Annotated in this window: 25 protein-coding genes; 7 read left to right on the top strand and 18 right to left on the bottom strand. The window is 70.7% G+C overall.

Annotated features, from left to right (window positions below; translation table 11 throughout):
* Window positions 1-77 precede the first annotated feature (77 nt).
* Complete coding sequence (locus ACIBST_RS15440) at window positions 78-857, top strand: class I SAM-dependent methyltransferase (RefSeq protein ID WP_397172133.1); 780 nt, start codon at window positions 78-80, stop codon at window positions 855-857.
* Window positions 858-912: 55 nt separating this feature from the next.
* Here the strand turns inward: ACIBST_RS15440 and ACIBST_RS15435 are convergent, their stop codons facing one another.
* Window positions 913-1,488 (bottom strand): TetR/AcrR family transcriptional regulator, encoded by a 576-nt coding sequence (locus ACIBST_RS15435; RefSeq protein ID WP_397172132.1) that lies wholly within the window; start codon window positions 1,486-1,488, stop codon window positions 913-915.
* Window positions 1,489-1,540: 52 nt separating this feature from the next.
* Here ACIBST_RS15435 and ACIBST_RS15430 point away from each other — a divergent pair, with 52 nt between their 5' ends.
* Window positions 1,541-2,002 (top strand): DUF2867 domain-containing protein, encoded by a 462-nt coding sequence (locus ACIBST_RS15430; protein ID WP_397172130.1) that lies wholly within the window; start codon window positions 1,541-1,543, stop codon window positions 2,000-2,002.
* Here the strand turns inward: ACIBST_RS15430 and ACIBST_RS15425 are convergent.
* The 14 genes from ACIBST_RS15425 to ACIBST_RS15360 all read right to left on the bottom strand — a co-directional run bounded on the left by ACIBST_RS15425 (window position 1,999) and on the right by ACIBST_RS15360 (window position 18,175).
* Window positions 1,999-2,973 carry an NAD(P)-dependent alcohol dehydrogenase gene (locus tag ACIBST_RS15425; protein WP_397172128.1) on the bottom strand — a complete coding sequence of 325 codons (975 nt, stop codon included), beginning with the start codon at window positions 2,971-2,973 and terminating at the stop codon, window positions 1,999-2,001. The genes ACIBST_RS15430 and ACIBST_RS15425 overlap by 4 nt on opposite strands.
* A 9-nt stretch (window positions 2,974-2,982) precedes the next feature.
* On the bottom strand, window positions 2,983-3,249 hold the full coding sequence (locus ACIBST_RS15420; protein WP_352326042.1) for a hypothetical protein: 267 nt from the start codon (window positions 3,247-3,249) through the stop codon (window positions 2,983-2,985).
* On the bottom strand, window positions 3,249-3,587 hold the full coding sequence (locus ACIBST_RS15415) for a winged helix-turn-helix domain-containing protein (protein WP_352351957.1): 339 nt from the start codon (window positions 3,585-3,587) through the stop codon (window positions 3,249-3,251). The genes ACIBST_RS15420 and ACIBST_RS15415 overlap by 1 nt, the downstream gene beginning before the upstream one ends.
* Window positions 3,588-3,662: 75 nt before the next feature.
* Window positions 3,663-4,829, bottom strand: coding sequence for a DUF418 domain-containing protein (locus ACIBST_RS15410; protein ID WP_397172127.1), 1,167 nt, complete (start codon window positions 4,827-4,829; stop codon window positions 3,663-3,665).
* 109 nt (window positions 4,830-4,938) lie between these two features.
* The gene (locus ACIBST_RS15405; protein ID WP_397172125.1) at window positions 4,939-7,320 is read right to left on the bottom strand and encodes a hypothetical protein; all 2,382 of its coding nucleotides are present in this window, start codon (window positions 7,318-7,320) and stop codon (window positions 4,939-4,941) included.
* A gap of 794 nt (window positions 7,321-8,114) precedes the next feature.
* Complete coding sequence (locus tag ACIBST_RS15400) at window positions 8,115-9,431, bottom strand: lipopolysaccharide biosynthesis protein (RefSeq protein ID WP_397172124.1); 1,317 nt, start codon at window positions 9,429-9,431, stop codon at window positions 8,115-8,117.
* On the bottom strand, window positions 9,424-10,227 hold the full coding sequence (locus ACIBST_RS15395; RefSeq protein WP_358288009.1) for a polysaccharide deacetylase family protein: 804 nt from the start codon (window positions 10,225-10,227) through the stop codon (window positions 9,424-9,426). Before ACIBST_RS15395 ends, ACIBST_RS15400 begins: the two co-directional genes overlap by 8 nt.
* Complete coding sequence (locus ACIBST_RS15390) at window positions 10,224-11,165, bottom strand: glycosyltransferase family 2 protein (RefSeq protein ID WP_397172122.1); 942 nt, start codon at window positions 11,163-11,165, stop codon at window positions 10,224-10,226. The genes ACIBST_RS15395 and ACIBST_RS15390 overlap by 4 nt, the downstream gene beginning before the upstream one ends.
* Window positions 11,166-11,176: 11 nt before the next feature.
* A complete protein-coding gene (locus ACIBST_RS15385; protein WP_357978338.1) occupies window positions 11,177-12,010 on the bottom strand; it encodes a glycosyltransferase family 2 protein in 834 nt (277 codons plus the stop codon).
* A 150-nt stretch (window positions 12,011-12,160) separates the two neighbouring features.
* On the bottom strand, window positions 12,161-13,291 hold the full coding sequence (locus tag ACIBST_RS15380) for a GNAT family N-acetyltransferase (RefSeq protein ID WP_397172120.1): 1,131 nt from the start codon (window positions 13,289-13,291) through the stop codon (window positions 12,161-12,163).
* Window positions 13,288-13,656: a hypothetical protein gene (locus ACIBST_RS15375; RefSeq protein ID WP_352327059.1), complete on the bottom strand. Its 369-nt coding sequence runs from the start codon at window positions 13,654-13,656 to the stop codon at window positions 13,288-13,290. The genes ACIBST_RS15380 and ACIBST_RS15375 overlap by 4 nt, the downstream gene beginning before the upstream one ends.
* A 274-nt stretch (window positions 13,657-13,930) precedes the next feature.
* Window positions 13,931-15,490, bottom strand: a complete 1,560-nt coding sequence (locus ACIBST_RS15370; protein ID WP_397172119.1) for a sigma factor — start codon at window positions 15,488-15,490, stop codon at window positions 13,931-13,933.
* A 139-nt stretch (window positions 15,491-15,629) separates the two neighbouring features.
* Entirely contained in the window at window positions 15,630-17,402 is a 1,773-nt protein-coding gene (locus ACIBST_RS15365; RefSeq protein ID WP_397172117.1) for a substrate-binding domain-containing protein, read from the bottom strand.
* 134 nt (window positions 17,403-17,536) lie between these two features.
* Complete coding sequence (locus tag ACIBST_RS15360; RefSeq protein WP_397172115.1) at window positions 17,537-18,175, bottom strand: hypothetical protein; 639 nt, start codon at window positions 18,173-18,175, stop codon at window positions 17,537-17,539.
* 141 nt (window positions 18,176-18,316) lie between these two features.
* On the opposite strand from ACIBST_RS15360, the gene ACIBST_RS15355 reads away from it, so the two are divergent.
* The 3 genes from ACIBST_RS15355 (at window position 18,317) to ACIBST_RS15345 (ending at window position 20,421) form a co-directional block, all read left to right on the top strand.
* Window positions 18,317-19,102 carry a DUF4184 family protein gene (locus ACIBST_RS15355; protein ID WP_397172113.1) on the top strand — a complete coding sequence of 262 codons (786 nt, stop codon included), beginning with the start codon at window positions 18,317-18,319 and terminating at the stop codon, window positions 19,100-19,102.
* Window positions 19,095-19,910, top strand: coding sequence for a TrmH family RNA methyltransferase (locus tag ACIBST_RS15350; protein WP_397172111.1), 816 nt, complete (start codon window positions 19,095-19,097; stop codon window positions 19,908-19,910). Before ACIBST_RS15355 ends, ACIBST_RS15350 begins: the two co-directional genes overlap by 8 nt.
* A gap of 61 nt (window positions 19,911-19,971) precedes the next feature.
* Window positions 19,972-20,421 carry a group II truncated hemoglobin gene (locus ACIBST_RS15345; protein WP_397172110.1) on the top strand — a complete coding sequence of 150 codons (450 nt, stop codon included), beginning with the start codon at window positions 19,972-19,974 and terminating at the stop codon, window positions 20,419-20,421.
* Between the two features lie 4 nt (window positions 20,422-20,425).
* Here ACIBST_RS15345 and ACIBST_RS15340 read toward each other — a convergent pair whose 3' ends face one another.
* Entirely contained in the window at window positions 20,426-20,719 is a 294-nt protein-coding gene (locus tag ACIBST_RS15340; RefSeq protein WP_397172108.1) for a hypothetical protein, read from the bottom strand.
* Between the two features lie 196 nt (window positions 20,720-20,915).
* Here ACIBST_RS15340 and ACIBST_RS15335 point away from each other — a divergent pair, with 196 nt between their 5' ends.
* Window positions 20,916-21,536 carry a hypothetical protein gene (locus ACIBST_RS15335; protein ID WP_397172106.1) on the top strand — a complete coding sequence of 207 codons (621 nt, stop codon included), beginning with the start codon at window positions 20,916-20,918 and terminating at the stop codon, window positions 21,534-21,536.
* Between the two features lie 38 nt (window positions 21,537-21,574).
* On the opposite strand, the gene ACIBST_RS15330 is transcribed toward ACIBST_RS15335, so the two are convergent.
* Entirely contained in the window at window positions 21,575-22,375 is an 801-nt protein-coding gene (locus tag ACIBST_RS15330) for a D-alanyl-D-alanine carboxypeptidase family protein (RefSeq protein WP_397172104.1), read from the bottom strand.
* A gap of 156 nt (window positions 22,376-22,531) precedes the next feature.
* On the opposite strand from ACIBST_RS15330, the gene ACIBST_RS15325 reads away from it, so the two are divergent.
* Window positions 22,532-22,723, top strand: a complete 192-nt coding sequence (locus ACIBST_RS15325) for a DUF1508 domain-containing protein (RefSeq protein WP_357978304.1) — start codon at window positions 22,532-22,534, stop codon at window positions 22,721-22,723.
* Here the strand turns inward: ACIBST_RS15325 and ACIBST_RS15320 are convergent.
* The gene (locus tag ACIBST_RS15320) at window positions 22,720-23,238 is read right to left on the bottom strand and encodes a DedA family protein (protein ID WP_397172102.1); all 519 of its coding nucleotides are present in this window, start codon (window positions 23,236-23,238) and stop codon (window positions 22,720-22,722) included. The genes ACIBST_RS15325 and ACIBST_RS15320 overlap by 4 nt on opposite strands.
* Window positions 23,239-23,301: the final 63 nt, after the last annotated feature.

Below are 23,301 nucleotides of genomic sequence, written 5' to 3'. Positions count from 1 at the left end.
ACCACCCCCCGCACCCATGAACGTAGAGTGGTGCTCCATAAGCCGAAAGTGACTGACTTGTGATGCCGGGGACCGTGATGACCGACAGCAACGCCGAGCCGCCCATCGTGCACATCCTCGACCCGATGAGCGCGGCCTACGACGCCGCCTTCGCCACCTTCCTGGCCCACACCGACCAGAAGATCCGGGCCCGCGAAGAACTGGCCCGGGTCGTGGGACGGCTGCCCCACCGCCGTACGTTCATCGACGCCGGCGCGGGGACGGGCGAGACCACCGCGTGGCTGGCTCCCAGGTTCGACCGGACGATCGCCATCGAGCCGAACGAGCACCTGCGGGCGGAGCTGGCCCGCCGGTGTCCCGAAGCCGCGATCCTCAGCCAGGACATCGCCACCGCCGATCCGGAGGAGACCGCCGACCTGGTGCTGTGCGCGCACGTCCTGTACTACGTGCCGCAGCAGACCTGGCTGCACCAGCTCCAGCGGCTGGCGTCCTGGACGGCCGAGGGCGGCTTCGCCGTGGTCGTCATGCAGAACCCCGACAGCGACTGCATGCGCCTGCTGCGCCGCTTCACCGGCCACCGCTACGACCTGGACGCCCTCGGGCGCGCCTTCGCCGCCACCGCCGGAGCCGAGTGGGAGATCGGCATCAGCACCGACCCGGCCTCCGTCACGATGCCGGACCTGGAGACCGCGCTGGCCGTCGCGCAGTTCATGCTGAACGTCGTCCCGCTGGAGCGGCCGCCCGCCATGGACGAGGTCGCCGCCTACCTCCAGGAGCACTTCCGCACCCCGGACGGCTACCGCCTGAGCTGCGACCAGGACTTCCTGGAACTCCAGCGCAACGGCCCCAACGCCTGACAGCCGGCCGCCAGGACAGCCCGCCGCCGCCGGCGCGGACCTCCGCGATGGGGCCTCAGTCGCCCTGGGCGGGCGGCGGCGTGACGGCCATCGTGAAGGCGGTCTCGGTGAGGAGCGCCTGGTCGAGCGGGATGTGCGGCCGCGTGCCGCGTTCGAGCTGCTGGAGGCCGACCACCACCGCCAGCGCGAGCAGCGCGCGGCGTTCGGCCTCCTCCTCGTCGAAGCCCAGCCCCACCAGCAGCCCGGCGACGAAGTCGACCCGGCGGCGGGTGACCCGGGTGACGATGTCGGCGACGCCCTCGCGGTCGGCGTCGAGGTAGAGGCGGCTCTCGCCGCCGCGCCGTCCCGCGCGGGCCGCCACCGTGCCGAACAGGGCCCGCAGCCGGGCGCGCGGCTCGGCCTCGGCGGCGGCGGCCGCGATGATGTGCTCGGTCTCCTCGGCCTCCCAGCGTTCCATGACGGCCCGGACGAGCGCCCCGCGGTCGGCGTGGTGCCAGTAGAAGGAGCCCTTGGTGGTGCCGAGGTCGCGGGCGACGGCCTCGACCCGCACCGAGTCCAGCCCGATCGTGGTGAACCGCGCGTAGGCCGCGTCCACCCACTGTTCCGCCGTGATCCGGCCCCCTTGCGCCATGCGCCATACGGTACCGTATAGTCCTCACCATACGGCACCGTATGGAGGAGTCATGAGAACACCTGTCTACTGGTCGTCCGCCCTGGACGACATGCCCGCGCCCGACTACGCCGACGTGATCGTCGGCGTGCTGCCGCCGCGGGCGACCGACGACCCGCGGGCCTGGGCGAAGGCCGTCTTCTCGATCAGGTCGATGCCGCGCTGGATCGCCGCGGCCCTGTGGTTGCGCCAGGCGGTCGTGCCGCTGGCCGGCATCCCGCGCGCGCCGCGCGACGTCTTCCGGGTCGCCCGCGTCGAGGGGGAGGAGGCGCTGATCGCGGCCGACGACCGGCACCTGGACTTCCGCTGCGGGGTGGGGGTCGATCGCGAGGCCCGGCTCGTGCGGGTCACGACCACCGTCCGGCTGAAGGGCCGGCGCGGCCGGCTCTACTTCTGGCCGGTACGCCTCGTGCACCCGATCGTCGTGCGGGCCATGCTCCGCTCCGCCCAGCGCCGCCTGGGAGCCGGCATCTAGAGGGTGACGACGACCTTGCCCGTGGCGTGGCCCTGCTCGACGTGGGCGACGGCCTCGGGCACCTGGTCCAGCCGGTACGTCCGGCTGACGACCGGGACGACCTCGCCCGCCTCGACGAGCCCGCGCACGGCGGCCAGCGTGTCCCGGTCCTCGGCCGTGACGAAGTTGACCATGCGCTGCCGGACGAACGGCTTCGTCGCCAGGACGCGCAGGATGCGCCCGGACGGCCCGAGGAACGACCCGCCGCCGGAGCCCGAGTTGGGGACGTAGGCGCCGGTGGGGGTCAGGGCGCGCCGGCAGTCCGCGAGCCGCCGGTCGCCGACGTTGTCGAGGATGACGTCGTACCGGCCGGTGTGGCGGGTGAAGTCCTGCCTGGTGTAGTCGATGACCTCGTCGGCCCCCAGGGACGCGACCAGCTCCGCCTTGCCGCCGCTGCACACGCCGGTCACCTCGGCGCCCAGCGCCTTGGCGATCTGCACCGCGAACGTCCCCACCCCGCCCGCCGCACCGACGACCAGCACCTTCTGCCCGGGTTTGACCTCACCTCTGGTGGCCAGGGCCTCGTACGCGGTCAGCGCCGCCAGCGGCACGGCCGCCGCCTGCTCGTACGTCGACCCGGCCGGCTTCTCCAGCAGCACCTTGTCCTGGGGGACGGCGACGTACTCGGCGAAGGCGCCGCGGAAGTGGCCGAACACCTCGTCGCCGGGTTTGAGCCGGGTGACGTTGCGGCCCGTCGCCTCGACCTGCCCGGCCAGGTCCATGCCGAGCCCGCCGAACGAGGGCCGGCGCAGCCCGGAGACGGCCCGCAGCACGTAGGGCAGGCCGCGCACGAAATGCCAGTCGCCCGGGTTGACGGCCGCGGCCCGCACCCGGACCAGCACGTCGTCGTCGCCGACCGGCGGCGGATCGACCTCGCGCAGTTCGATGACGGTCTCTGGCGGCCCGTAGGCGGCGTAACGGATGGCCTTCATGGCACGCTCCTACTCGACGGTTCTGAGGATCTGCTCGATCGACGCCGTGCGGGCGCGCAGCTCGGCCAGATCGGCGGCCGAGCGCTGCTGGGCGTCAAGGGTGTTCTCGGCGAGCTGCTCGAACCTGTGCACGAGGCGGCGCAGGTCGTCCTTCTGCAGGGCCTCCAGCTTCGCCTTGCGGAAGTCGAAGAGGCCGACGATGACCAGGCAGATCAGGAAGCCGGTCACGAGCAGCACGCCGAGGATGAAGATCACCTCGGGCCAGGCGGTGGGCATCAGGGGCGCTCCTTGGGCTCCGGGTCGGGCGCGGTGAGGGTCTTGGCCGCCTCGGCCAGCGCCGCTGCGGTGAGGTGGACGTCGAAGTCGGTGACTTCGTAGTACTTCATGGCCTTGCCGTCCTCGGAGAGCTCCAGCGTGCCGACGATCAGGCCGGCCGCTTCCAGCCGCCGCAGGTGCATGTGGAGGAGCGGACGGCTGACGCCGATCTCGCGGGCCAGGTGGCTCACATAGTCGCGCCCGGCGGCCAGGGTCGCGACGATGCGCACCCGCAGGGGGTTGCCCAGCGCCGCCAGCATCTCGACCAGCTCGTCACCGGTCGGCCCGGCATCGGTCATGGTTTCCCGTCACGTGAAAGATTTTCCTTACACGTGAGAGCGTACCTCGCCCAAGGGGTCTTTGGGCAGATGTTCTCAGACGGTCTGTGCGGATTCGGCGGTCTTGTGCCGCTGGCCCGTGGGCCTGCGCCAGTACGTCAGGAAGCGCAGCACCCACTCCACCGGCCCGTACCGGTGCCCCTTGAGCCACCAGTGGCTGTAGAGCACCTGGACGGTGAAGATGGCCAGCGCGATCAGCACCTCGACGGGAGGGCTGACCCGGTCCACCAGGGCCAGGCCGTAACCGGTGAAGATCAGCGAACAGATCAGCGATTGGCCCAGGTAGTTCGACAGGGCCATCCGTCCGGGGGCGGCCAGGGCGCGGCCCACCCGCGGCAGGTACGGCAGCACCCGCAGGAACGTGGCCGCGTACGCGGCGGCCAGCAGCGGCGCGGTCACCAGGTCGATCGCCTCGCCCAGGAACTTGTTCACCGTGCCGTTCCAGGCCGACTGCGTGTAGACGAAGGCGCCGGCCAGCCCGACCGTGAACCCGGTCCACTGCAACCGGCGCAGCGCCACCTTGTGCGCCGACAGGTCCCGCAGCACGCCCAGCTTGCCGACCGCCAGCCCGATCAGGCACGCGGCCAGCACCGCCGGCCCCTGGAACAGCACCCGCAGCAGGACGATCAGCGACAGCTTGCGCATGTGCTCGGAGATGATCTGCCAGAACACCCCGCCGAGGGCGGTGTCGGACCGGGCGGCCTCGGCGGTGCCCTCGGCGACCGTGCCGGAGGCGTCCAGGCCGACCATCGCCAGCAGGGCCAGCATCAGGAACCCGAACGCGAGCATCAGGGTCAGCAGCCCGGCCAGCACGATCGCCGTCTTGGGCCCGATCCGGCGCAGCACCAGCAGCGCGATCCCGACGAACGCGTACGTGGTCAGGATGTCGCCCGGGAACAGCAGCACCGCGTGGGCCAGGCCGATCAGCAGCAGCCCGCCCAGGCGGCGCAGGAACATCGGCACGAACGCCCGCCCCTGCCGGACGGCCGAGTCGAGCTGGAGCGTGAAGCTGTAGCCGAACAGGAAGGAGAACAGCAGGTAGAACTTGTTCTCCATGAACAGCGTCACGAGCCAGCGCACGACCCAGTCGAGCGAGGAGTCGAAGCCGGGCTCCGCCATCCCGGCCATCCGGTAACCGGAGGCCAGGAAGGCGATGTTGACGACGAGGATCCCCAGCAGCGAGAAGCCGCGCAGGGCGTCCACAGAAGTGATCCTCGCAGCCGCGAGTCGTGCATCGGGCATGGCGGGAAGTGTCTCCTGTGTCCTCATCAGGTCTACATCATCCCGCAAAACCTTAGCGTTTCCTGTGAATTCAGTTATTTAGTGCGATGTGGATAAATCTCTCCACGATCACTGCTATGGAGATCAAGAACGCCGGAATGGCCAGGAACATCAGCCCCCTGCGCGCCCGTCGCGCCCGGTTCGGCCCGTTCAGCCCGATGACCTCGTAGCCGAACAGCGCCACCCACGTCACAACCAGCGCGCCGATGCCGACGGGCGTCCACGGCGAGGTGGGGTCGCCGCGTCCCTTGTAGGGGTTGGGCTCGGGGATCTCCGTGCCCTTCACGAACTTCTTCCAGGTGTAGAGCGCGGCGTCGTCGTTGGAGAAGACCTTCTTCAGGTCGGGCGAGGCGTCCAGCGCGGCCCGGAACCGCTGCCCCCAGTCCTCCGGGAAGCCCTCGTTGAGCTGGAGGTAGCTGACCTGCCCGCGGCTCACCATCAGGTACGAGTTGCGCGGCTGCTCCTTCAGCTTGGCCACCGCGTCGGCGATCTGCGTCGGGTCCTTGTGCACCAGCGCCTGGACGCCGAAGTTGACCAGCTCGACGTCCCGCTCGCCCCACGGCAGGGTCGGCGTGACCTCCGGGCCCTCCTTGGGCACCAGGTAGAGCACCTTGGCGCTCGGCTTGTCGTGGTCGTAGACGTAGTGCAGGGCGGCGACCTCGCCGGTGGTGACCCGCTCGAACTTCTCGTTGCCGTACCGGGCCAGCAGGAAGGCGAAGGCGAACAGCACCGCGAAGCAGGCCGCGAGCACGACCGAGATCTTCCTGGTCAGCTCGGGGTTGAAGCGCACGTTCCGCCTGCGCAGCGGCACGGTCTCCTCGCGCACGTCCGCGCTGTCGGCCGGCAGGTTCGGGAAGAACGCGTAGGCGGCCAGCAGGCAGGAGCCCGGCAGCGCGAACATGTAGATGCGCAGCCCGATCTCGCCGCCGTAGCTCTGCAGCCCCAGCGCCAGCACCGGGACGCACAGCAGGATCAGCGCGGACCGGTCGAACACCCCGCGGCGCAGCCGCCGGAACAGCCCGGCCGCCGCCAGCGAGAGGATGACCCCGAGGATGCCGAGCCGCGCCTGCAGCACCAGCGCGTGCGCCGGGTCGCTGCCCTCGACGCGGTCGGACGTGGCGCTGCCGATGTTCTGCAGGATCTTGCCCAGGCCGCCGAAGATCGCGTCGATCTGGCCCGCCCAGAACCCGACCGTCATGTAGCTGATCCACGCCAGCGTCACGAGACCGAGGAAGAACGGCAGCGCCCACGTCAGCGAGGTCCGCTTGAAGATCAGGAACGCCGTCACGACGCCCATCATCATGAACGGCGTGATCTGGTGCGAGGCCACCGACGCGAAGAACAACGCCAGCAGCATCAGCAGCATCAGCAGCTTGTCGGCCCGGTAGGTGCCGGTGTTCACGATCTCGCCCGGCGTCATCGCGTCGAGCTTGCCCAGCAGCTTGCGCAGCCCCTTGGGCGGGATCGGCTTGGTACGCGGCTCCACCCGTCCGAACCAGCGCAACAGGATCGCCACGAACGCCAGATACAGGGCGAAGGTGAACCCCTGCGGCGAGAAGTAGTCCTGTCCGATCCACTGCACGAGGATGAACAGCAGCGCCGCGAACCAGCGGGCCCGCGTCGTCGCCACCACTTGGCGCAGGATCAGGACGAACGGGAGCAGGTAGAGCAGGTTCGACAGGAGCGGCGTCCACTGCAGGATCGTCGTCATGTCGGTGATGCCGGCGGCCTTGGTGACGAACGCGAACAACGCGAAGAAACCCGGCCAGCCCATGCGGGCGTCGATGCTGATCGCCGTCTCGCCCGTCCGGGAGATGAACTCCACGAAACCGGCGTGGATGTAGGCCGTGGGGAAGCGCGGCTCGGTGGCCACCAGGGCGCCCGCGCCGTGCAGGGCGAACGTGATGGCGGCGATCTGGAACAGCAGCAGGAACTTGCGGTCGGTGCTCTGGGCGACCGTGACGAAGAACGACACGATCATGATCAGGATGGCGATGAACGCCGTCGCCGGCAGCGCCGAGATCAGGCCCAGGCCGTTGATGTTGTCCGGGTCCACACCCCGCAGCGGGCCCGGGGGCACGCGCAGGGCGAGGATGTACATGAGCAGGCCCTCAAGCACGAGGACGATGGGCAGCCACTTGGGCGCGCTGGCGATCAGCGCCCCGACCCGCCCTCCGGCGGCCCGGCCCTTCTGCCCCGCGGTCACGGCTTCGCCGCTCCGCGGGCCGCCCACGATCTGCCCGTCGGCGGGAGCCGCCGGGGCCCGCTCGACGACCGGCGCCCCGGCCCCGGAGGCCGCGACGGGACCGGCCGTCCGGGCGGCAGGCGCCCTGAAGGCGACGGTCCGGCCGTCACTCTCCTCGTCACTCTCGACGGCGGCCGCTTCGGGCCGCTTGCCCTGAGAACCGGGCACCCCGCCGCCCGCCTCACCGTCCGGCGAGGCGCCACCCGAGCCGGAGGAGCCCCCGGAACGAGCGGCCTCCGTCGCGGTCGTTCCAGAGGAGGCCCCGGAACGGGCAGCCTCCGTCACAGGAGTTCCGGAGGAGGCCCCGGGGCGAGCAACCTCCGTCGCCCCCGATCCGGCCGGGCCGGAGCCCTTCGGGCCGTCTTTCCGGGGTGCCGCGGGGCTCTTCGAGGGGCTGTCGCCGCTGTCGGCAGTGGTGGAGGAGCCGCCCTTGGCGGCCCCGGAGGCGGGAGTCGGCGAAGACTCCGCCACGGGCATCGGCATGGTCCCGGCGGCGGGCGCCCCCTTCGCCTCCGAAGCCGCGCCCTCCCCGGACGCACCCTCAGGGCTGGACGGCTCGGCCGCCGGCGCGTGGGGCGCCCTGGCGGTGAACGCGTTGGGCCCCACCGGCTTGGGCCGGGCCTCGCCTGCACGCTCCGCGAACGCCTGGGAAGGCCCGGAAGAAGGCTCGTCAGTCGTGGGAGGGTGGCCGATGTGCACGGTTCCGGGGACGCGGAAGGCCGTCGTCGTCTCGGCGTTCACCTCCGCCGGGGAGCCGGACGCCTCGGACGCCTCCTCGTCCGACTCCGGTGGGGACGCCGGAGCGCCCTCTTGACCGTCGTCGAACGTCAGCCGCGGGATCACCCCCGTGGCCTCCGGATCGAAGGGCGTCTCTGTCTCCTCCCCGGCGTCCTTGCGAACGTCGGAGGAGCCGGTCTTCCCCTTAGTCATGCCATCGCCGTCCCGTTGCCTCACGTTGACCATCATGCGGCCCCGGACGACCCCTGAGTGACAGTCGGCTGCCCAGTTTCACCAAAATTGAGTATTTTGCGTAGATTTCCGAAGATCAGAAGTGCCACCAGCAGCTCGCTGAAGAGCAGCCCGTAACCCACCGCGTTCACTCCGAACTGCGGGAAGAGGGCCACCGTGGACACCAGCACCAGCACCGCCAGCCCGATCTGCACGAGCGCCAGCGTGCGCGCGTGGCTCTGCGCCCGCAACGCGCTCAGGTACACCTCGATCAGCACCCGCGGCAGCACGGCCAGCGCCATCAGCCGCAGCAGCGTGGACCCCTCGTCGGCGAACTCGGCGCCGAAGACGGTCAGGATCAGCGGCGCCCCGATGATCGCCACCGCGATGATGGGAGTCACGATCATGAAGCCGCGCCGCAGCGCCCGCCGGCAGTTCAGGGCCAGCTTGGAACGGTCGAACGAGCCCTCGACCGTCAGCGACACCGCCATGTTCATGGCCAGCAGCTCGATCATGCTGGCCAGCGTGTGGGCCATCGAGAAGCGCCCGAACGTGGCCTCGCCCACCTTGGTCGCCACCACCACGGGCACCAGGTAGACGATCGCCAGGATCGACAGGGTGCCGGGGAAGTCGCCGGCCAGGAAGCGGCCGATCTGCCGCAGGCCGGGCGGCTCGTGGGCGGTGCCGAGGCTCTTGACGTGCCGGGGCACGACGACGCCGAAGATCAGCCAGTTGACCGGGATCAGCGCGAGCGCGGTGGGGATCATCCACGAGACGAAGATCCCGCCGTCGGGCAGCGCACTGGCCAGCGCGACCAGCAGGCCCATCTTGACCAGGCCGAACACCAGGTTGTTGACCGGCACCCAGGTGGCCTTGCGCAGGCCGGTGAGCACGACGTCCTGGAGTGTGAAGACGGCCCACACCAGCACCGAGGCCAGGAAGAACAGCCCCGGCCCGAACCCGGCCAGCACCGAGTACGTCTTCCCCCACAGCGGCAGCGTCAGCAGGAAGCCGAGCGCCGCGACCCCGCCCGTGGCGGCGGCCAGGCCGTAGCCGCGCAGGATGAGCTCGGGCGTGCGCCGCCCGGCCACCGGCAGGAAGCGGGCCAGCGCGCCCACGAAGCCGAGCGCGGTCAGCGACGCGAACAGCCGCATCGCGGTGATCACCGCCTGGCCGCGGCCGAACTCCTCGGGGGTGTAGAAGTGCGCCGCGAGCAGCCAGTAGCCCATGCCGAGGGTGCCCGTGACGACCGTGTTGGCCATCAGGGCGTAACCCTGGCGGAAGAGCGGATTGCTGAGGTCGCGGAGGAGCTTTTCCCGCAGGCTAGACATTTCCGCGCACCCGCTGCAGCCCGTACCTCGTCCGCCGGACGACCGCGTACCCCTTGGTGAGGATGCGTTCGCGCAGGTAGATGAGAGGTACGGCGTTGCCTTCGACGGCGCGCTTGAACATGCTGATGGTCGTCGGCTTGCCGACCGTCAGCCGGGGGATGGCGAGCATGTCGTGGCGGTCGGCCGCGATGGTGTTGCTCACGGCGCAGGCGGCGAAGTAGCCGGCCTTGCGCACCTCGTGGCGGACCCGGGCGCTGGAGTAGCCATAGGGGTAGGCCATGGTGGCGACCGGCGCGCCGATCTTCTCCTCCAGCAGGCCCTTGTTCCTGCGCAGCTCCTGCCGCAGGTCGTCGGTGCGGAGCTGGTCGAGCTGCGGGTGGCTGTGGCTGTGGCCGCCGATCTCGATGCCGTTCTGGGCGGCCTCGCGGGCCTGGCCCCACGACAGCATGTCGTCGAGCGGACGGCCCGCCGCGTCCTTGCCGGCGTCGGACACCCAGCCGCTGGTCAGGAAGACCGTGGCCGGGAAGTTGTAGCGGTCGAGCAGGGGCAGCGCCTGGCTGTGGAAGTCGGCGTAGCCGTCGTCGAAGGTCAGGACGATCGGCTTGGCCGGCACCGTACGGCCGTCGATCTTGTTCAGCGCGGCCACCAGGTCGCCCAGCGTGAGCGGGGTGAACCCGCTCTCCGACAGGTAGGCGAGCTGCTCGGCCAGGTCGGACGGCCGCACGGCGTGCGGCCGGGTCTCGTCGTTGGGGCTGTCGCTGACCGAGTGGTACATCAGGATCGGAATGCGGATCATGAGCGTGCCACCTTCAGCCGTGCCGTGCCAACCACGTAACCCCAGGTCGTCCAGGCCAGGCCGACGACGATCGCGGCGGCCCTGCCGAGCCCGGACGGATCGCCGCGCAGGGCGTCGCCCAGGCCGCGCAGCGCGCCGAGCGGCAGCGTCTTCATGGCGTGGGCGCGCTCGCTGGCCAGGCCGTCCTGGGTGCCGACCTCCCGCGTGACCAGGGCCTTCGACAGGCCCTCCGCGTAGCACCTGGACCTGAAGTAGGCGAAGCCCTCGCGCTGCCTGGACACCTTGTGCCCGATGACCGCGCGGGGCTCGAACAGCATGACCGAGCCCGGCTTGCGCTGGCTCAGCCTGATGCAGAACTCGGTCTCCTCGCAGCCCAGCGGGCGCGACTTGCGGCCCTGCACGCTGCGGCCGATGCCGCTGTGGAAGCCGCCGACCTCGGCGACGACCTCGCGCAGGAAGGCGGCGTTGCCGCCCATGACGTTGCGGATCGGGGCGCGCACCGCGGGCATGCCGCGGTACGTGCACCCGACGGTCCAGTCGAACTCGTACGGGAACCAGCGGGGCCGGCGCTTCGACGCCCACAAGGGGTCGGTACGCCCGCCCACGCCCACCACACCGGATTCCTGGAAGCCCTCCTCCAAAGCCTCCAGCCACCCCGCGTCGGCGACCGCGTCGTCGTCGAGAAACGCGACGATCTCACCGGTGGCCGTGGCCACGCCGGTGTTCTTGCCGCCGGACAGCCCCTGCTCGTGCGTGTTCTCCACCACGATGGCCTGTGGATAGGCGCGCTTGAGCTTCAGGTGCAGGTCCGGATTGTGGTCGACCACCAGGATCAGCTCGTGTGCCGGGCGGCTCTGGTTCTCGACCGACTCGACTGCCTGCCTGATGTCCTCCCAGCGCTCTTCTGTGTAGACGCAGATGACAACAGACGTGTTCACAACGGTTCCTCTTACGCGACGCCTCGGTCAGCGGCGGGAGTGGCGGTGGGCTCAGGCTGAGGGGCGGAGGGCTGGCGGCGCCACTCCTTCAGGATCGTCTTGAGCACACGGAAGCCATCTCGTACGGCACGCAGGTTGCTCTCGCCGTGAATGCGGTTGCGCTCGTGGCTCGGCACCTCGTGCACCTTCAGCCCGGCCTTGGCCGCCCGCACGTTCATCAGGGTCTCGACCTCGAAGCCGTCGCAGTCGAGGTCGAGCACGTCGAGGTGACGCGCCCAGAACGCGTTGTAGCCGTAGCACAGGTCGGTGTAGCTGGTCTTGTACATCACGTTGACGATGCCGGTGAGGACCTTGTTGCCCAGGCGCCGGTTGAGCGTCAGGTCGTCGCTGCCGCCGCCGGCGGCGTAGCGCGAGCCCTTGACGAAGTCGGCCCCGGTCACGAGGGCGCCCACGAACGAGATGATCTCGCGGCCGTCCGTCGAGCCGTCGGCGTCGATCATGACGATGATGTCGCTGGTGCACGCGGCGAAGCCGGCGGACAGGGCGTCGCCCTTGCCCTTGCCGGTCTGCGTGACGATCTTCACGTTGGGCCGCAGGCGCTTGGCGACCTCGACGGTGTCGTCGACGGAGTTGCCGTCGACGAGCACGATCTCGTCGACCCACTGGGGGATCGTCGCGAAGACGTGCGGCAGGTTCTCGGCCTCGTTCATCGCCGGGACGACCACGCTCACCGTAGGGGAAATGGCCAGGTGAGGGGTGACCGGCGTGAAGCTCGAAGGGGGCGGCATGGAACGCAAGGGGGACTTCTGGACCTTGCCGTTGTGCTTGGTGATCTCGGGACTCATGGCGAGGGATATCCTTCCGGGACCCGGCCCTGCTCACCGCACGGAGTCATCCCCGGGTGCTGCGGGAATGGCGGAGCCGACGAGCGGTGCATTGTTGGGTCCTGTGGAGTGAGGGTGTGTGCTGGTGCCGGGGGGTGGTGCCGGGAGCGCTCAGCCGGCTCCCGTTGGTTCCTTGACTACATTGGGTGACTCCTGCTGCTGCTGCATCGAGGTGCGCACCCGACCAAAGCCCTTGAGGACGCGGTCGGCCGCCTTATAGAGAGACGGTCGATCCAACACGATTGTTCGAGCTTTGTTGAAAGGAGTTCGGCCCATCCAGTGGACGGCCGCTGTCGCGGACGGACGGGAGATGCGGCCCTCGGCAACGTACAGGACCCCGCTCTTGAGCCAGTCTTTGTACTCCTTGCCGCCCTTGCCCATGTCGACCATGTGCATCCCGTCGTTCGCGGCGGCCTCGGCCATCTGCAGATGGTGGACGATGCCGGGCGAGTAGCGGGCGTACTCGGTGTCGTAGGCGGGGAACCACCCTACAAGCGTCGTGGCGGTTCGGAGACCGAAATGCCCGGCGACGGGCACGTCCCCGGCATAAAGCATGGTGAGGATGCCGGAGAAGTCCGATGACTTCTCGGCATGCATCATGTCGATGAGTTCGACGATCCACGGCTGGGCGAACCGGTCGACCCGGCCGGTGCGCCGGTACTGGTCGGACTTCCAGGCCAGGAGCGTGCGCAGGACCTCGGGGTCGGTGGCGTTCCACTCGAAGCGCAGCCCGCCCTGCTCCCGGCCGAACTTGCGCTCCTTGTAGCGGACGGTCTTGAGGTTCTTGGGGGAGTTGGCCTTGACCTGCTCCAGCCAGGAGTCGAAGCCGGAGGTGAAATCCATCACGGGGGCCGGGCGCACGTCGGCCTCGTACGGGGCGAACGTCGGCTGGCCGGCGACCAGGTGGTCGAAGTCGAACACGCTGAGCTTGCAGGCGCGCAGCAGCTGCTTGGCGTCGAGCTGCAGGTCGGGGACCGCGATCAGGCCGTGGCAGGTGGTGAGGAAGCCGCCGAGCGGCTTGCCGATGCCGAAGCTGTGCCGCTCGTACGGGAAGAACCCGGCGATGCGGTTGCCGTCGGAGATGACCGCCACCCTCACGTAGTCACGCAGGCGGTCCATCGCCACGGCGAACTCGACGGACAGGAACGGGTTGTCCAGACTCGGATCGGCCTTCTGGAGCTCGCGCCATCGGGCGCGTTCGGAGTCTCCGAGGTCTCTCGGGCGTACTACCTGGATGTTCACCTTGCCCTGGCCCCCTGTTCGGTCTGCATGTTCTTCCCCCGGTACAACACGCGAAGCACGTACATGAACCCGCCGAGCACGGCGACCGTCGCCACGCCGGCTCTGGGCGACCATGCGTTGAACAGCAGCATGGCTTCGGCGAGGAGCACGTTCAGGACGAGGCTGGCCGCGGCTCCTACTGATAGTGCGGCAAGGGGGTCACGATCGCGCAACAGTCCCACCACCGCCGCCCCCGGCACCACCATGAGGAACAGGGAGATCAAGAACGGGCGCAGCGGGGTGTCGAGGTCGAACAGCGCGACCACGGCCCCCGCTATGCAGGCGAGCGCCAGCAGCCATGCCAGCGCTCTGCGGTGCTTGAGCATCTCCTGTTTCTCTCCTGCTCTTTCTGGTCAAGACATGGTTGATCGAATTTCATGGGACCAATCCTGGTCCGGGCACGTCAATGCCGACGCTTGGTGAGCCCTTGAGGTTCACCGGCATGGCGAAGTTTGTCATGTGACTTCCGCCACACGACGTGGTGACTCCGGGTTTCCGGACGTGTTCCCCAAGCTAACCAGAATGCCCTATGTGGCCTATGATGTTCGAGCCAGGGTCCTGTTTATCCCGTTATGTCCGCTTCTGCTGGGGAGTTGTTCGTCACCCTTGTGGTGCCGCGTCCACATTCGAGCTCTGCCCCTCGCTCGGCGCCTCGGACGGCTCGGCGGTGGGCGTGGGCGGATCGGCGGGTGGATCGGACTCCGGGGCGCGGTCGGCGTTCCAGGCCAGCGAGCAACTGGCGGCGCCGCCGTTCGAGGTGAACGAGACGCGGCCGCGGCCGCCGGAGCTCGGGTCCACGACGGTCACCCAGATCGACACCGAGCCTCCCGCTTTGACCGAACCGCTGGCGGGAAAGACGTCCAGGCCCTGTGAGGCGGTCGCCACCCAGGAGACCGCGGCGTTGCGGGCGCGCAGCCCGATCTTGGCGGCGCCCGCGATCGAGGCGGGGCACGTCGTGCCGAGCCGGGCGACCGGCGCGGGCCTGCGGCGGCTCACCGTCGGCGCGGCCGGCCCGCCGCTGGGCCGCCGGGCGGGCCGCCGGACCGTCGGCGTTTCGGACGGGGACGTCTCCGGCGGGTCGGCGCTCGGCGTGGGCTCGGGCGTCACGTCGTCGTCCTCCTCCGGCACCGGCTCCGGCGTGAGGTCGGCGGAGGGGGAGAGAGCGGGGGTGGGCGTCAGGGTGAGCGCGGTCTGCGCGGCGTCGCCGCCGTTCATCACGACCACCGCCCCGGTCGCGGCCAGCACGCACGCCCCGGCCAGCACCACCGGCCCGAGACGGCGCGGACGGCGGCGGCGCGAGCGCCGCCCGGCGGCCACCGGGAAGCCGGTCCGGTCGAAGTTGTCGCCGCGGTCGGTGATCAGCGTCCTGGTCTGGTCGCGCCCGGGATCGACGCAGGTGTCCACCACCCGGCGGCGCAGCGAGAGCGACGCGAACTCGACCGGCACCAGGTCGAGCAGGCGCGAGGCCGCGACCTGCCGGTGCTTGCCCTCGGTGCACACCTCGCACCCGGCGATGTGCCCCGACAGCCGCCGCCGCAGCAACGGCGTGAGCGGCCCCTCCCAGGAGTCCACCATCGCCGACAGGTCCGGGCAGTGCGCCCGGCCCGTCTTCGCCAGGACGACCGCCGCGGCCGCGTTCTCCAGCTGGTCACGGGCCCGGCCCAGCCGGCCGGCGGCCTGACGGGAGGTCAGCCCCAGCACCGAGCCCACCTCCACCGGCGTCAGGCCGTGCCGCAGCGACAGCAGGACGATCTCGCGCTCGTTCCCGCTCAGCTCGCCCAGCGTCTCGCGGACCAGCCCGGCCAGCTCGGAGTCGGGCTCCCCGGCCGGCGCGGCGGACGGATGCGCCTGCGGCAGGCCCCCGGCGGGCGTGCCGCGGTGCGCCATCCTGGCCCGGACCTGGAACCTGGTCAGCGCGTACACCCAGGCGCGCAGGCGGCCGGCCTCCTTGAGCCGGTCCACGCAGCCCTGGGCGGTCACCAGGGCGTCGTGCACGGCGTCGGCGGCCGAGTCCCGGTCGCCGATCAGCGAGAGGGCGTAGTCGTAGAGCCGTTCGCCGTAGGAGTCGTACAGGGCGGCGGGAGCGTCGGTGTCGGCGCGCCGCAGAGCGGCGACCAGTTCCTGATCGTCGGCGCGGCCGGCCGTCGGCCATCCAGGCACGGATTCCCCTCCCCGCGGGTGGAACGGGCGTTCAAGCCCCCACGCGGGAGAGGACGCCGCCTCGATCGGCCAGGTTGACCGGCGCGGCCGCGCTCATGCCCATTCGGCATGACGTCGTGATCGGTGTGACGGGAGTGGCTCAGCCGTCGCAGTCGGGGGCGCAGAGGCGGCGTTCCATGCCCTGGAGGAAGAAGTCGCGGACCTGGAGCACGTCCTTGGCGATGTAGGCCTCGCCGCCGGTCGTCTTGGCCAGCGTGTCCATCTGCTTCCTGCCCGCCTCGGCCTCCGGGCCGAAGGCGATGAGCAGGATGCTGATCGGCCGCTTCGGGTTGTAGGTCTTCTTGAGGTACTGCAGGATCTGGGCGTTCGAGACGCCGCCGTCGGGGTCGTCGTTGCCCGCGCCGTCCGTCAGGATCAGCAGGGTGTTGATCTTGTCTTCCTGGTACGTCTTCGTCAGCTCGCCGTAGGCGGCCTTGATGGTGTCGTTCAGGCCGGTGTCGCCGGTGGCCTTGGCATGGATCTGCCCGAACTGCCGGACCAATGCCTGCTTGCGCAGCACGCCGTTGGTGGACTCGGCCAGCGGGCCGACGGAGACGAGTTCCTGCCAGTCCTTGCCCTGTCCGTCCATGTGGGTGGAGAACGTCCACAGGCCCAGCTCGGAGTCGGCCGGGAACAGCCCCAGGCCCTCCATGGCGATCTTGTTGATGGCCTGCATGCGGGTCATGTTCGTGCCGGGTACGGGCAGCGCCATCGTGCCGGAGACGTCGAGCAGGGTGAGCAGCCGGGTGCCGAGGTTCAGGCGCGACCAGGTCTGGACCATCGAGGCCACGCTCTTGGCGTCGGGCCTCGGCAGCGCCTCCGGCTTGTCGGGGACGAACCCCTTCTCCTTCGTCAGCGCGTCGCCGGCCTTGCCGTCGGGGCTGCGGAAGCCCGCGTCGCGCAGGATCTTCTTGGCCGCGTCCGTGCCGAGGTCCTGCCTGAAGTCCGCGGCCGCCTTCTGGACCGCCGGGTCCTTGGTGACGATCGTGATCGGGTAGTCGAGGCTGAGCGTGCCCTCCTTGGGATAGAGGGCGACCACCGGGGCCTCGGGCTTCTTGGCGTTGTGGGCGTAGACGGCCTGCTCGGAGGCGACGCCGACCGGCACCTTGCTGCCCGACTTCACCGTCAGGCTGGCCAGCAGCGCCGCCGGGTCGGAGGCGAGCTGGCCGGAGATCTCCTTCAGCGCGCCCACCAGCGCCTTGTTCTGCCCGGCCTCCTTGGCCGAGGTGGCGGCGGCCAGCAGCGCGGCCAGCCCGGCGGAGTTCTTCTGCGGGTCGAGCGCCAGCACCCGGACCTTCCTGCCGGGACCGTCGGGATTGGCCACGTTGGCCGCCGCGATCATGCCCGCCCAGCTCGGCGTCAGGCTGCCGGACAGCTTCGCCGCGGCGGACTTGGCCGCGGCCAGCACGACGGGCGACAGGGCGACCGAGCCGGCCGGCTCCGGCAGCGCCGAGCCCGCGGGGGAGTTGCGGAGGTTGCTCACCAGCAGGCTGGAGTCGGCCACCCACACGTCCGCGCCGGACTTGCCGGCGGCCAGCCCGTTCGCGGTCTTGGCCGCCGCCTCCCTGGTCACGGTGACCTCGACGCACTTGCTGTCGATCGAGTGCAGGGCTTTGGTGTAGTTGGCGGCGATCTTGCCGAGCGCGGGGTGGATGTCGGGGGTGGCCACGACGCGCAGCGGCAGCTTGCCGGCCGAGCAGTCGTGCTCCCGATTGAAGATCACGAACGCCGCGACACCGAGGAGCACGGCCAGCGCGACGGCCCCGGCCAGCGGTACGAGCACCCTGCCACGCCCGCTGACCGACCGCCTGCGGGAGGGTGGTTCCTGGGCTCGGTAGCCGCCGTCGAGCTCGTCTGTCCGGTGTCGCCCCACGATGTCCTCTTAGGTGTGTTGAGACCTTCCGGAGACCCTAGCGGGAGTTGCTCCGCAATACTCCGGGAACACTACTCGGTGGGCTCTGTGTGGCAAAACCACTCTTTTGGTGCACCTATTACGGAGAGTCGCGGTCAATGGCAGCAGGCGTGACCGCGCCAGGCGCGCGCTCCCTCACGCACCGCGACCGCCGCGAGGGCCACCGCCATGGCCGGATCCACCCACCACCAGCCCAGCGTGTTCAGCCACAGACCGGCCAGCACGCCGGCCGCCATGGCGGCGCAGATCAGGTTCTGGGTGCCCTCGCCGGACGTCGCCGCCGACGCCAGCCGCGCCCCCAGCCGCCGCTTGACCAGCCCCAGCGCGGGCATGCTGAGCAGGCTGACCGTCGTGACCACGATGCCGAGCGCGGTCGGCGTGGCCCGGTGGCCGGCGTCGAGGTCGTGCGCGACGTGCACGACGAGGTAGGGCGCGAGCAGCCAGAAGCTCACCGCCACCGCGCGCCTGGCGGTGGTCTCGGCGTGCGGCGAGAGCGTGCGCGCGCCGGTGAAGCGCCACACCACGATCAGGCTCGCCCCGGCCTCGGCGAAGGCCGACAGACCCCACCCGATCAGTGCGACGGAATGCGCCGACAGCCCGGCGGCCAGGCCCAGCGTGCTCTCCACCGCCAGCCAGGCGAGCGTGGCCACCGACAGCGCACGCGCGGCGCGGGCGGCCCGCAGCCAGTCGGCCGTCGCGGCCGGATGCTCATGAATCCGCTGGTCAGACACCATGAACCCCCGAACTCCCGGCTATCCGGCCGTCGACAGCGTTACGTAACGTACCCATGACCCAGAGTGACCTTAAGCCCTGTGCGGCAAAGGATGTTCAAGATTCACCGGATAATGGCGGTGATCGCGTCCGGGGGAGGGATCGTGCCGTTCACGCCCAGTCACATCGCCGCCGTGCTGCCCTTGATGGCCTCCGGACGGGCGCGGCGGTTCGCCGATCCGTGGGCGCTCGCGCTCGGGGCGATGGTCCCCGACCTGCCGATCTTCCTGCCGTTCCTGCCGGTCTACGGCGACTGGCACTCCTGGCAGGGCGTGCTCACCCTCGACCTGGCCGCGGTGCTGCTGCTCCTGCCGCTGTTCCATCTCGTGCTGCGCGATCCGCTGATCTCGCTGCTGCCGCCGTCCCTGGCCGGGCCGGCCGCGGCGCTCCTGCGGCCGGGCCGGCTCAGGATCCTGCCGGTGGCGGCCGGCGGCGTGATCGGCTCGGCCACCCACCTGTTCTGGGACTCCTTCACCCACTCCTACGCCTCCGCCCACTGGGGCTCCTGGCCGGACACCCCCGTCTTCGGCACCACCAGGCTCTTCAGCGTGCTCCAGTACACCTCGTCGGCCGTCGGGCTGGCAGTGGTCGTGTGGTGGGCCTGGCGGGCGTTGTCCCGCGCCGAGTCCCGTACGGAGTCTGCCGACGTGCCGGGCCGGCTGCGGCTCGCGCCCGCCGTACGGTGGGCCGTGCTGGCCGCCTGCGCGCTCGGCACGGTCGCCGGCGCCCTGCTGTGGCCGCTGGTGGACGAGCCCAACCCCGCGTTCGGCTTCCGCAGCGTGCTCACCAAGACGGGCGCGGGCACCGTGGTCGGGCTCTCGGCCGTCCTGGCCTGCTACGCGATCGTCTGGCAGGTCAGGCGGCGCATGGCAGTATCGGAAGGTGCCTGACTACGTGTTCGACGCCGACGACCCCCGAATCGCCGACTACACCCGGCTGCGGGACGTCGAGCTGCGCAAGAGCCTGGAGGCGGAGCGCGGCCTGTTCCTCGCCGAGGGGGAGAAGGTGATCAGGCGGGCCATCGCCGCCGGCTACCCCATCCGCTCGGTCCTGACCACCCGGCGCTGGTACGAGTCGCTGTCCGACGTCATCGGCGACGCCACCGTCTACGAGGTGAGCGACGAGCTGATGACCGGCATCGCGGGCTTCCAGATCCACCGCGGCGCGCTGGCCTCCATGCGACGCCTGCCGCTGCCCGCGGCCGAGACCCTGATCAAGGGCGGGGCCCGCCGGCTGCTCGTCCTGGAGGACCTGGTCGACCACTCCAACGTCGGCGCGATCTTCCGCTGCGCCGCCGCGCTCGGCGTGGACGGCGTCCTGCTCTCGCCGCGCTGCGCCGACCCGCTCTACCGCCGGGCGGTGAAGGTCTCCATGGGCGCGGTCTTCTCGGTCCCGTACGCGCGGCTCGACGACTGGTACACCGGCCTCGGCGAGCTGCGGGCGGCGGGGTTCCAGACCCTGGCGCTGACCCCCGACCAGAGCGCGGTCCCCCTCGACCGGGTCCCGATGGGCGAACGGGTGGCGCTGCTGCTCGGCGCCGAGGGCGACGGCCTGTCCTCCCACTGGCTGCACGAGGCCGACCACGCCGTGTGCATCCCCATGAGCCCGGCCGCGATGGAGGCCGGCGTCGACTCGCTCAACGTGGTGGCCGCGGCGGCGATCGCCTGCCACGGGCTGATGCGCTCGGCCGCGCGCTGACCGTCCGAGGGCGCGCGAATGGGTCTGGTGGCGCTTCGAACAGGGGTGTAACCCTGTAATCATGCAGACCCTGTTCGAGCACGCCGGCGGCGAAGAGGGCTTACGCCGCTTCATCGAGATCTTCTACCGCAGCCTGCTGGCCGACCCGCTGCTCCAGCCGCTCTTCGGCGAGGGCAAGGCGAGCCACGTCGACAACCTGACCGCCTTCACCGTCGAGACGTTCGGCGGCCCCGACACGTTCTCGGCGGAGATGGGCGGCTTCCCGCTGCTCATCGAGGCGCACCGCGGGCTGGGCATCGAGGAGGCCCAGCGGCGGCGGTTCGTCGAGCTGTACATGGAGGCCGCCGACGCGGCCGGGCTGCCCGGCGACGAGCCGTTCCGGGCCTCGCTCCGCTCGCACGTGGAGTTCGGCACGCAGGTGGCGTTGCAGAACTCCCACGCCGAGACCGACGACCAGCTCCACCCGCTGCGCGAGGTGCCGCGCTGGGAGTGGGAGCGGCCGCCGGAGTAGCCGGTCAGGGGCGGTCGGTGTCCTCGGTGAGCCAGTCGGGGTAGGCGTCGATGTCGTGCAGCACCGGCTGGGCCTCGACGGCGCCGGCGCCGCCGTTCGCGCCGATGTGCGCCGCCAGCTCGGCGGCCTGTTCGCGTGGTGTGACGAGGGTGAGCTGCCAGGAGACCCCGGCCTTCGCGGCCGGGACTTCCGCGATGTCGATCGAGGTGGCCAGCCCCGCGAGCAGGATCGTGTGCGCGAGCGCGGCGGCCTGCTCATGGCCCTCGATCGTCGTGCGGACTTCGATGAATTCCGCCATGATCTTCCTTATTGCGGAGGGGTACATTCACCACCCTATCTGCGTGAATCGACCGTGGGGTCGGCTTCCGGCGGCGGAAGTCCGCCTGGGTGGCGTCGGTTGCGACGAGCCGTTACCCGAGATCGGCAGCCTCAATCACGACGGGATGCGGCAAGATGTGATCCGCCGATCACCCAGAGCGACCGACGGAGGCCCTGTGAAGCCGACCTGGATCATCGCGGCCGCGGTCGCGGCCACCCCGCCCGCGCTCACGGCCCCGCCCGCGCTCACGGCCCCGCCCGCGCTCACGATCTCGCCCGTCCGGACGATCCCGCCCGCGTTCGCGGCTGCGCACCCGTGGGGCGCCTCCGCCGACCGCAGCGCCCTGACCTGTGCCGTCAGCTCGCCGGCCGGCCGGCCGCTGACCTTCAGCCCGCGCATCGGCCTGACCGCGAAGCCGGTGTCGGCCCGCGGCAACCTCCAGCTCACCGGCTGCCTGTCGGGCGACGGCTCGGCCCCCTACCTGCGCTCGGGCTGGGTCACGCTGAAGAGCGTCGGCCGGGCCTCGTGCGCGAGCGCCCGGCAGGTCCACGGCACCGCCCGCATCACCTGGTTCGGCCTCGACGGGCGGCCGGTCGGCACCTCGGAGGTGCGCACGCGGGCCGACCGGATGGCCACCCAGAGCCCGGCCGACAGCTTCCTGACCGGCACGGTCGTGGCGGGGCCGCTGGCCCGCGAGCGCGTCAGCGGCACGATCACGCCCGCCATGGGCCTGCTGGCCTGCGCGACCGGCGGCCTGGGCACGCTGTCGGCGGCGGGCCGGCTCACCTTCGGCTGATCCGCGGCCGACCCGCGGGCCGGGCGGCTCCCGGAGGGTCAGCCGCCGGCGATCTGCTCGCCCGCGAAGTCCAGCAGTTGCTCAGCGGTGCTGAAGCGGCGCTCGTCCCCGTCGTGGAGCAGGACGCCGAACACGCGCCTGCCGCCGCGGTCGCCCGCGAACAGCAGGCAGTACTGCGCCGCGTTCGTGTATCCGGTCTTGACGCCCAGGACGTCCGGGGAGCGGCCGAGCAGCTTGTTGGAGTTGCGCCAGGTGTGCGCCCCGTGCAGGCCCGACTTGGCGACCTTGTACACCTTGCTGCCCACCACCGTGCGGAAGACCGGGTCGGCCATCGCCCGCTGCGCCAGCTTGACCTGGTCCACGGCGGTCGAGTAGCCGCCGTTGGCCGGCGTGGGCAGCCCGTCGGGGTTGGTGTAGCGGGTGTCGCCGAGGCCGAGCGAGCGCGCGGCCCGGTTCATCTTGGCCACGAACGCGGTCTTGCCCGGCCCGTACTTCCTGGCCAGGGCGTTGGCGGCGTCGGCGCCCGAGGGGAGCATGAGGCCGTACAGCAGGTCCCGGGCGGTGAGGCGCTCGCCCTTCCGCAGGCCGGCCGTGGTCGCGCCGTTGCTGGTGGCGTGCTTCGTGTCGGCGGCGGTGACGGTGATCGGCTCGTTCAGGCGTCCCTCGCGCAGGACGACGTAGGCCGTCATCACCTTGACCAGGCTGGCGACCGGCACCCGCCGGGTCTCCCGCTTCGCGAAGTGGATCGTTCCGTCCGAGTCCACTACATATGCCGCCTCCGCCTTCACGGTCGGGACGTCGGCGGCCCGCGCGGCGGACGCCGGGTAAGAGATCCCCACAACCAACGCGAGTACGGCAGAGCCGATGAAACCCCCAATACGCATGCCAGACATGTTCGCAGGAGATCAACGGTTGGTTTGCGAAACTCGGCCGTAAGTGGCCCTCAGTTGGGGGTAAATGCTTGATAGATCCGACATCTGCGGGGAGACGAGGCCGTGGCAGGCAGATTCATCATCAGTCAGGACGAGCGGGGCACGTTCCGTTTCGCGCTCGTCGCGAACAACGGGCAGACGCTGGCCGTGGGCGAGGGCTACCCGAGCAAGGCCGCCTGCGTCAACGGCATCGAGACCGTGCGCAGGAACGCTCCCGAGGCCGCCATCGACGACCAGACCCCGGCCGCGATCTAGGAGGCCAGGGCCTTGCGCCGGCGGCGGACGAAGAACCAGGCCACGCCGGCCGCGACCGCGAGCAGCAGCACCAGCGCGCTGACGGGCGAGCGGGCGGCCAGTTGCAGCCAGCCCCACACCAGCGCCGTGAGCCCGAACCACCAGATGGGCGCCCAGGTCAGGCAGCCGAGCGCGCTCGCCACCACGTACCAGGGGTAGGACACCCGCAGCGCGCCCGCCACCCACGGCAGCGTGTGCCGCAGCATGGGCACCCAGAAGCAGCCGTAGACGGCCAGCGCGCCCCACTTCTCGACGACGCCCTCGATCCGCTCGATGCGCTCGCGGCCGAGCCGCACGCCGACCTTGGACTCGTAGAGCTTCTCGCCGAGCTTGCGGCCGACCCAGTAGTAGACCTGGAACGCGCCGAACAGGGCCAGGATGAGGACGGCCCCCACCAGCCAGTACGGCAGCCCGAACCAGAACGGCCGGGCGGGATCGGGGAGGGCGGCAGCCGCATGCCACATGAGCCCGCTCACCCCCACTCCACGTCTTAGGTCAGCCTTACCTTAGTCAAGGAAGAGGCGTTCCGCCACATCAGC

It is taken from the genome of Nonomuraea sp. NPDC049684, from assembly GCF_044465345.1.
Taxonomy (GTDB): Bacteria; Actinomycetota; Actinomycetes; order Streptosporangiales; family Streptosporangiaceae; genus Nonomuraea.
This window is presented reverse-complemented; position numbering and strand designations above follow the sequence as displayed.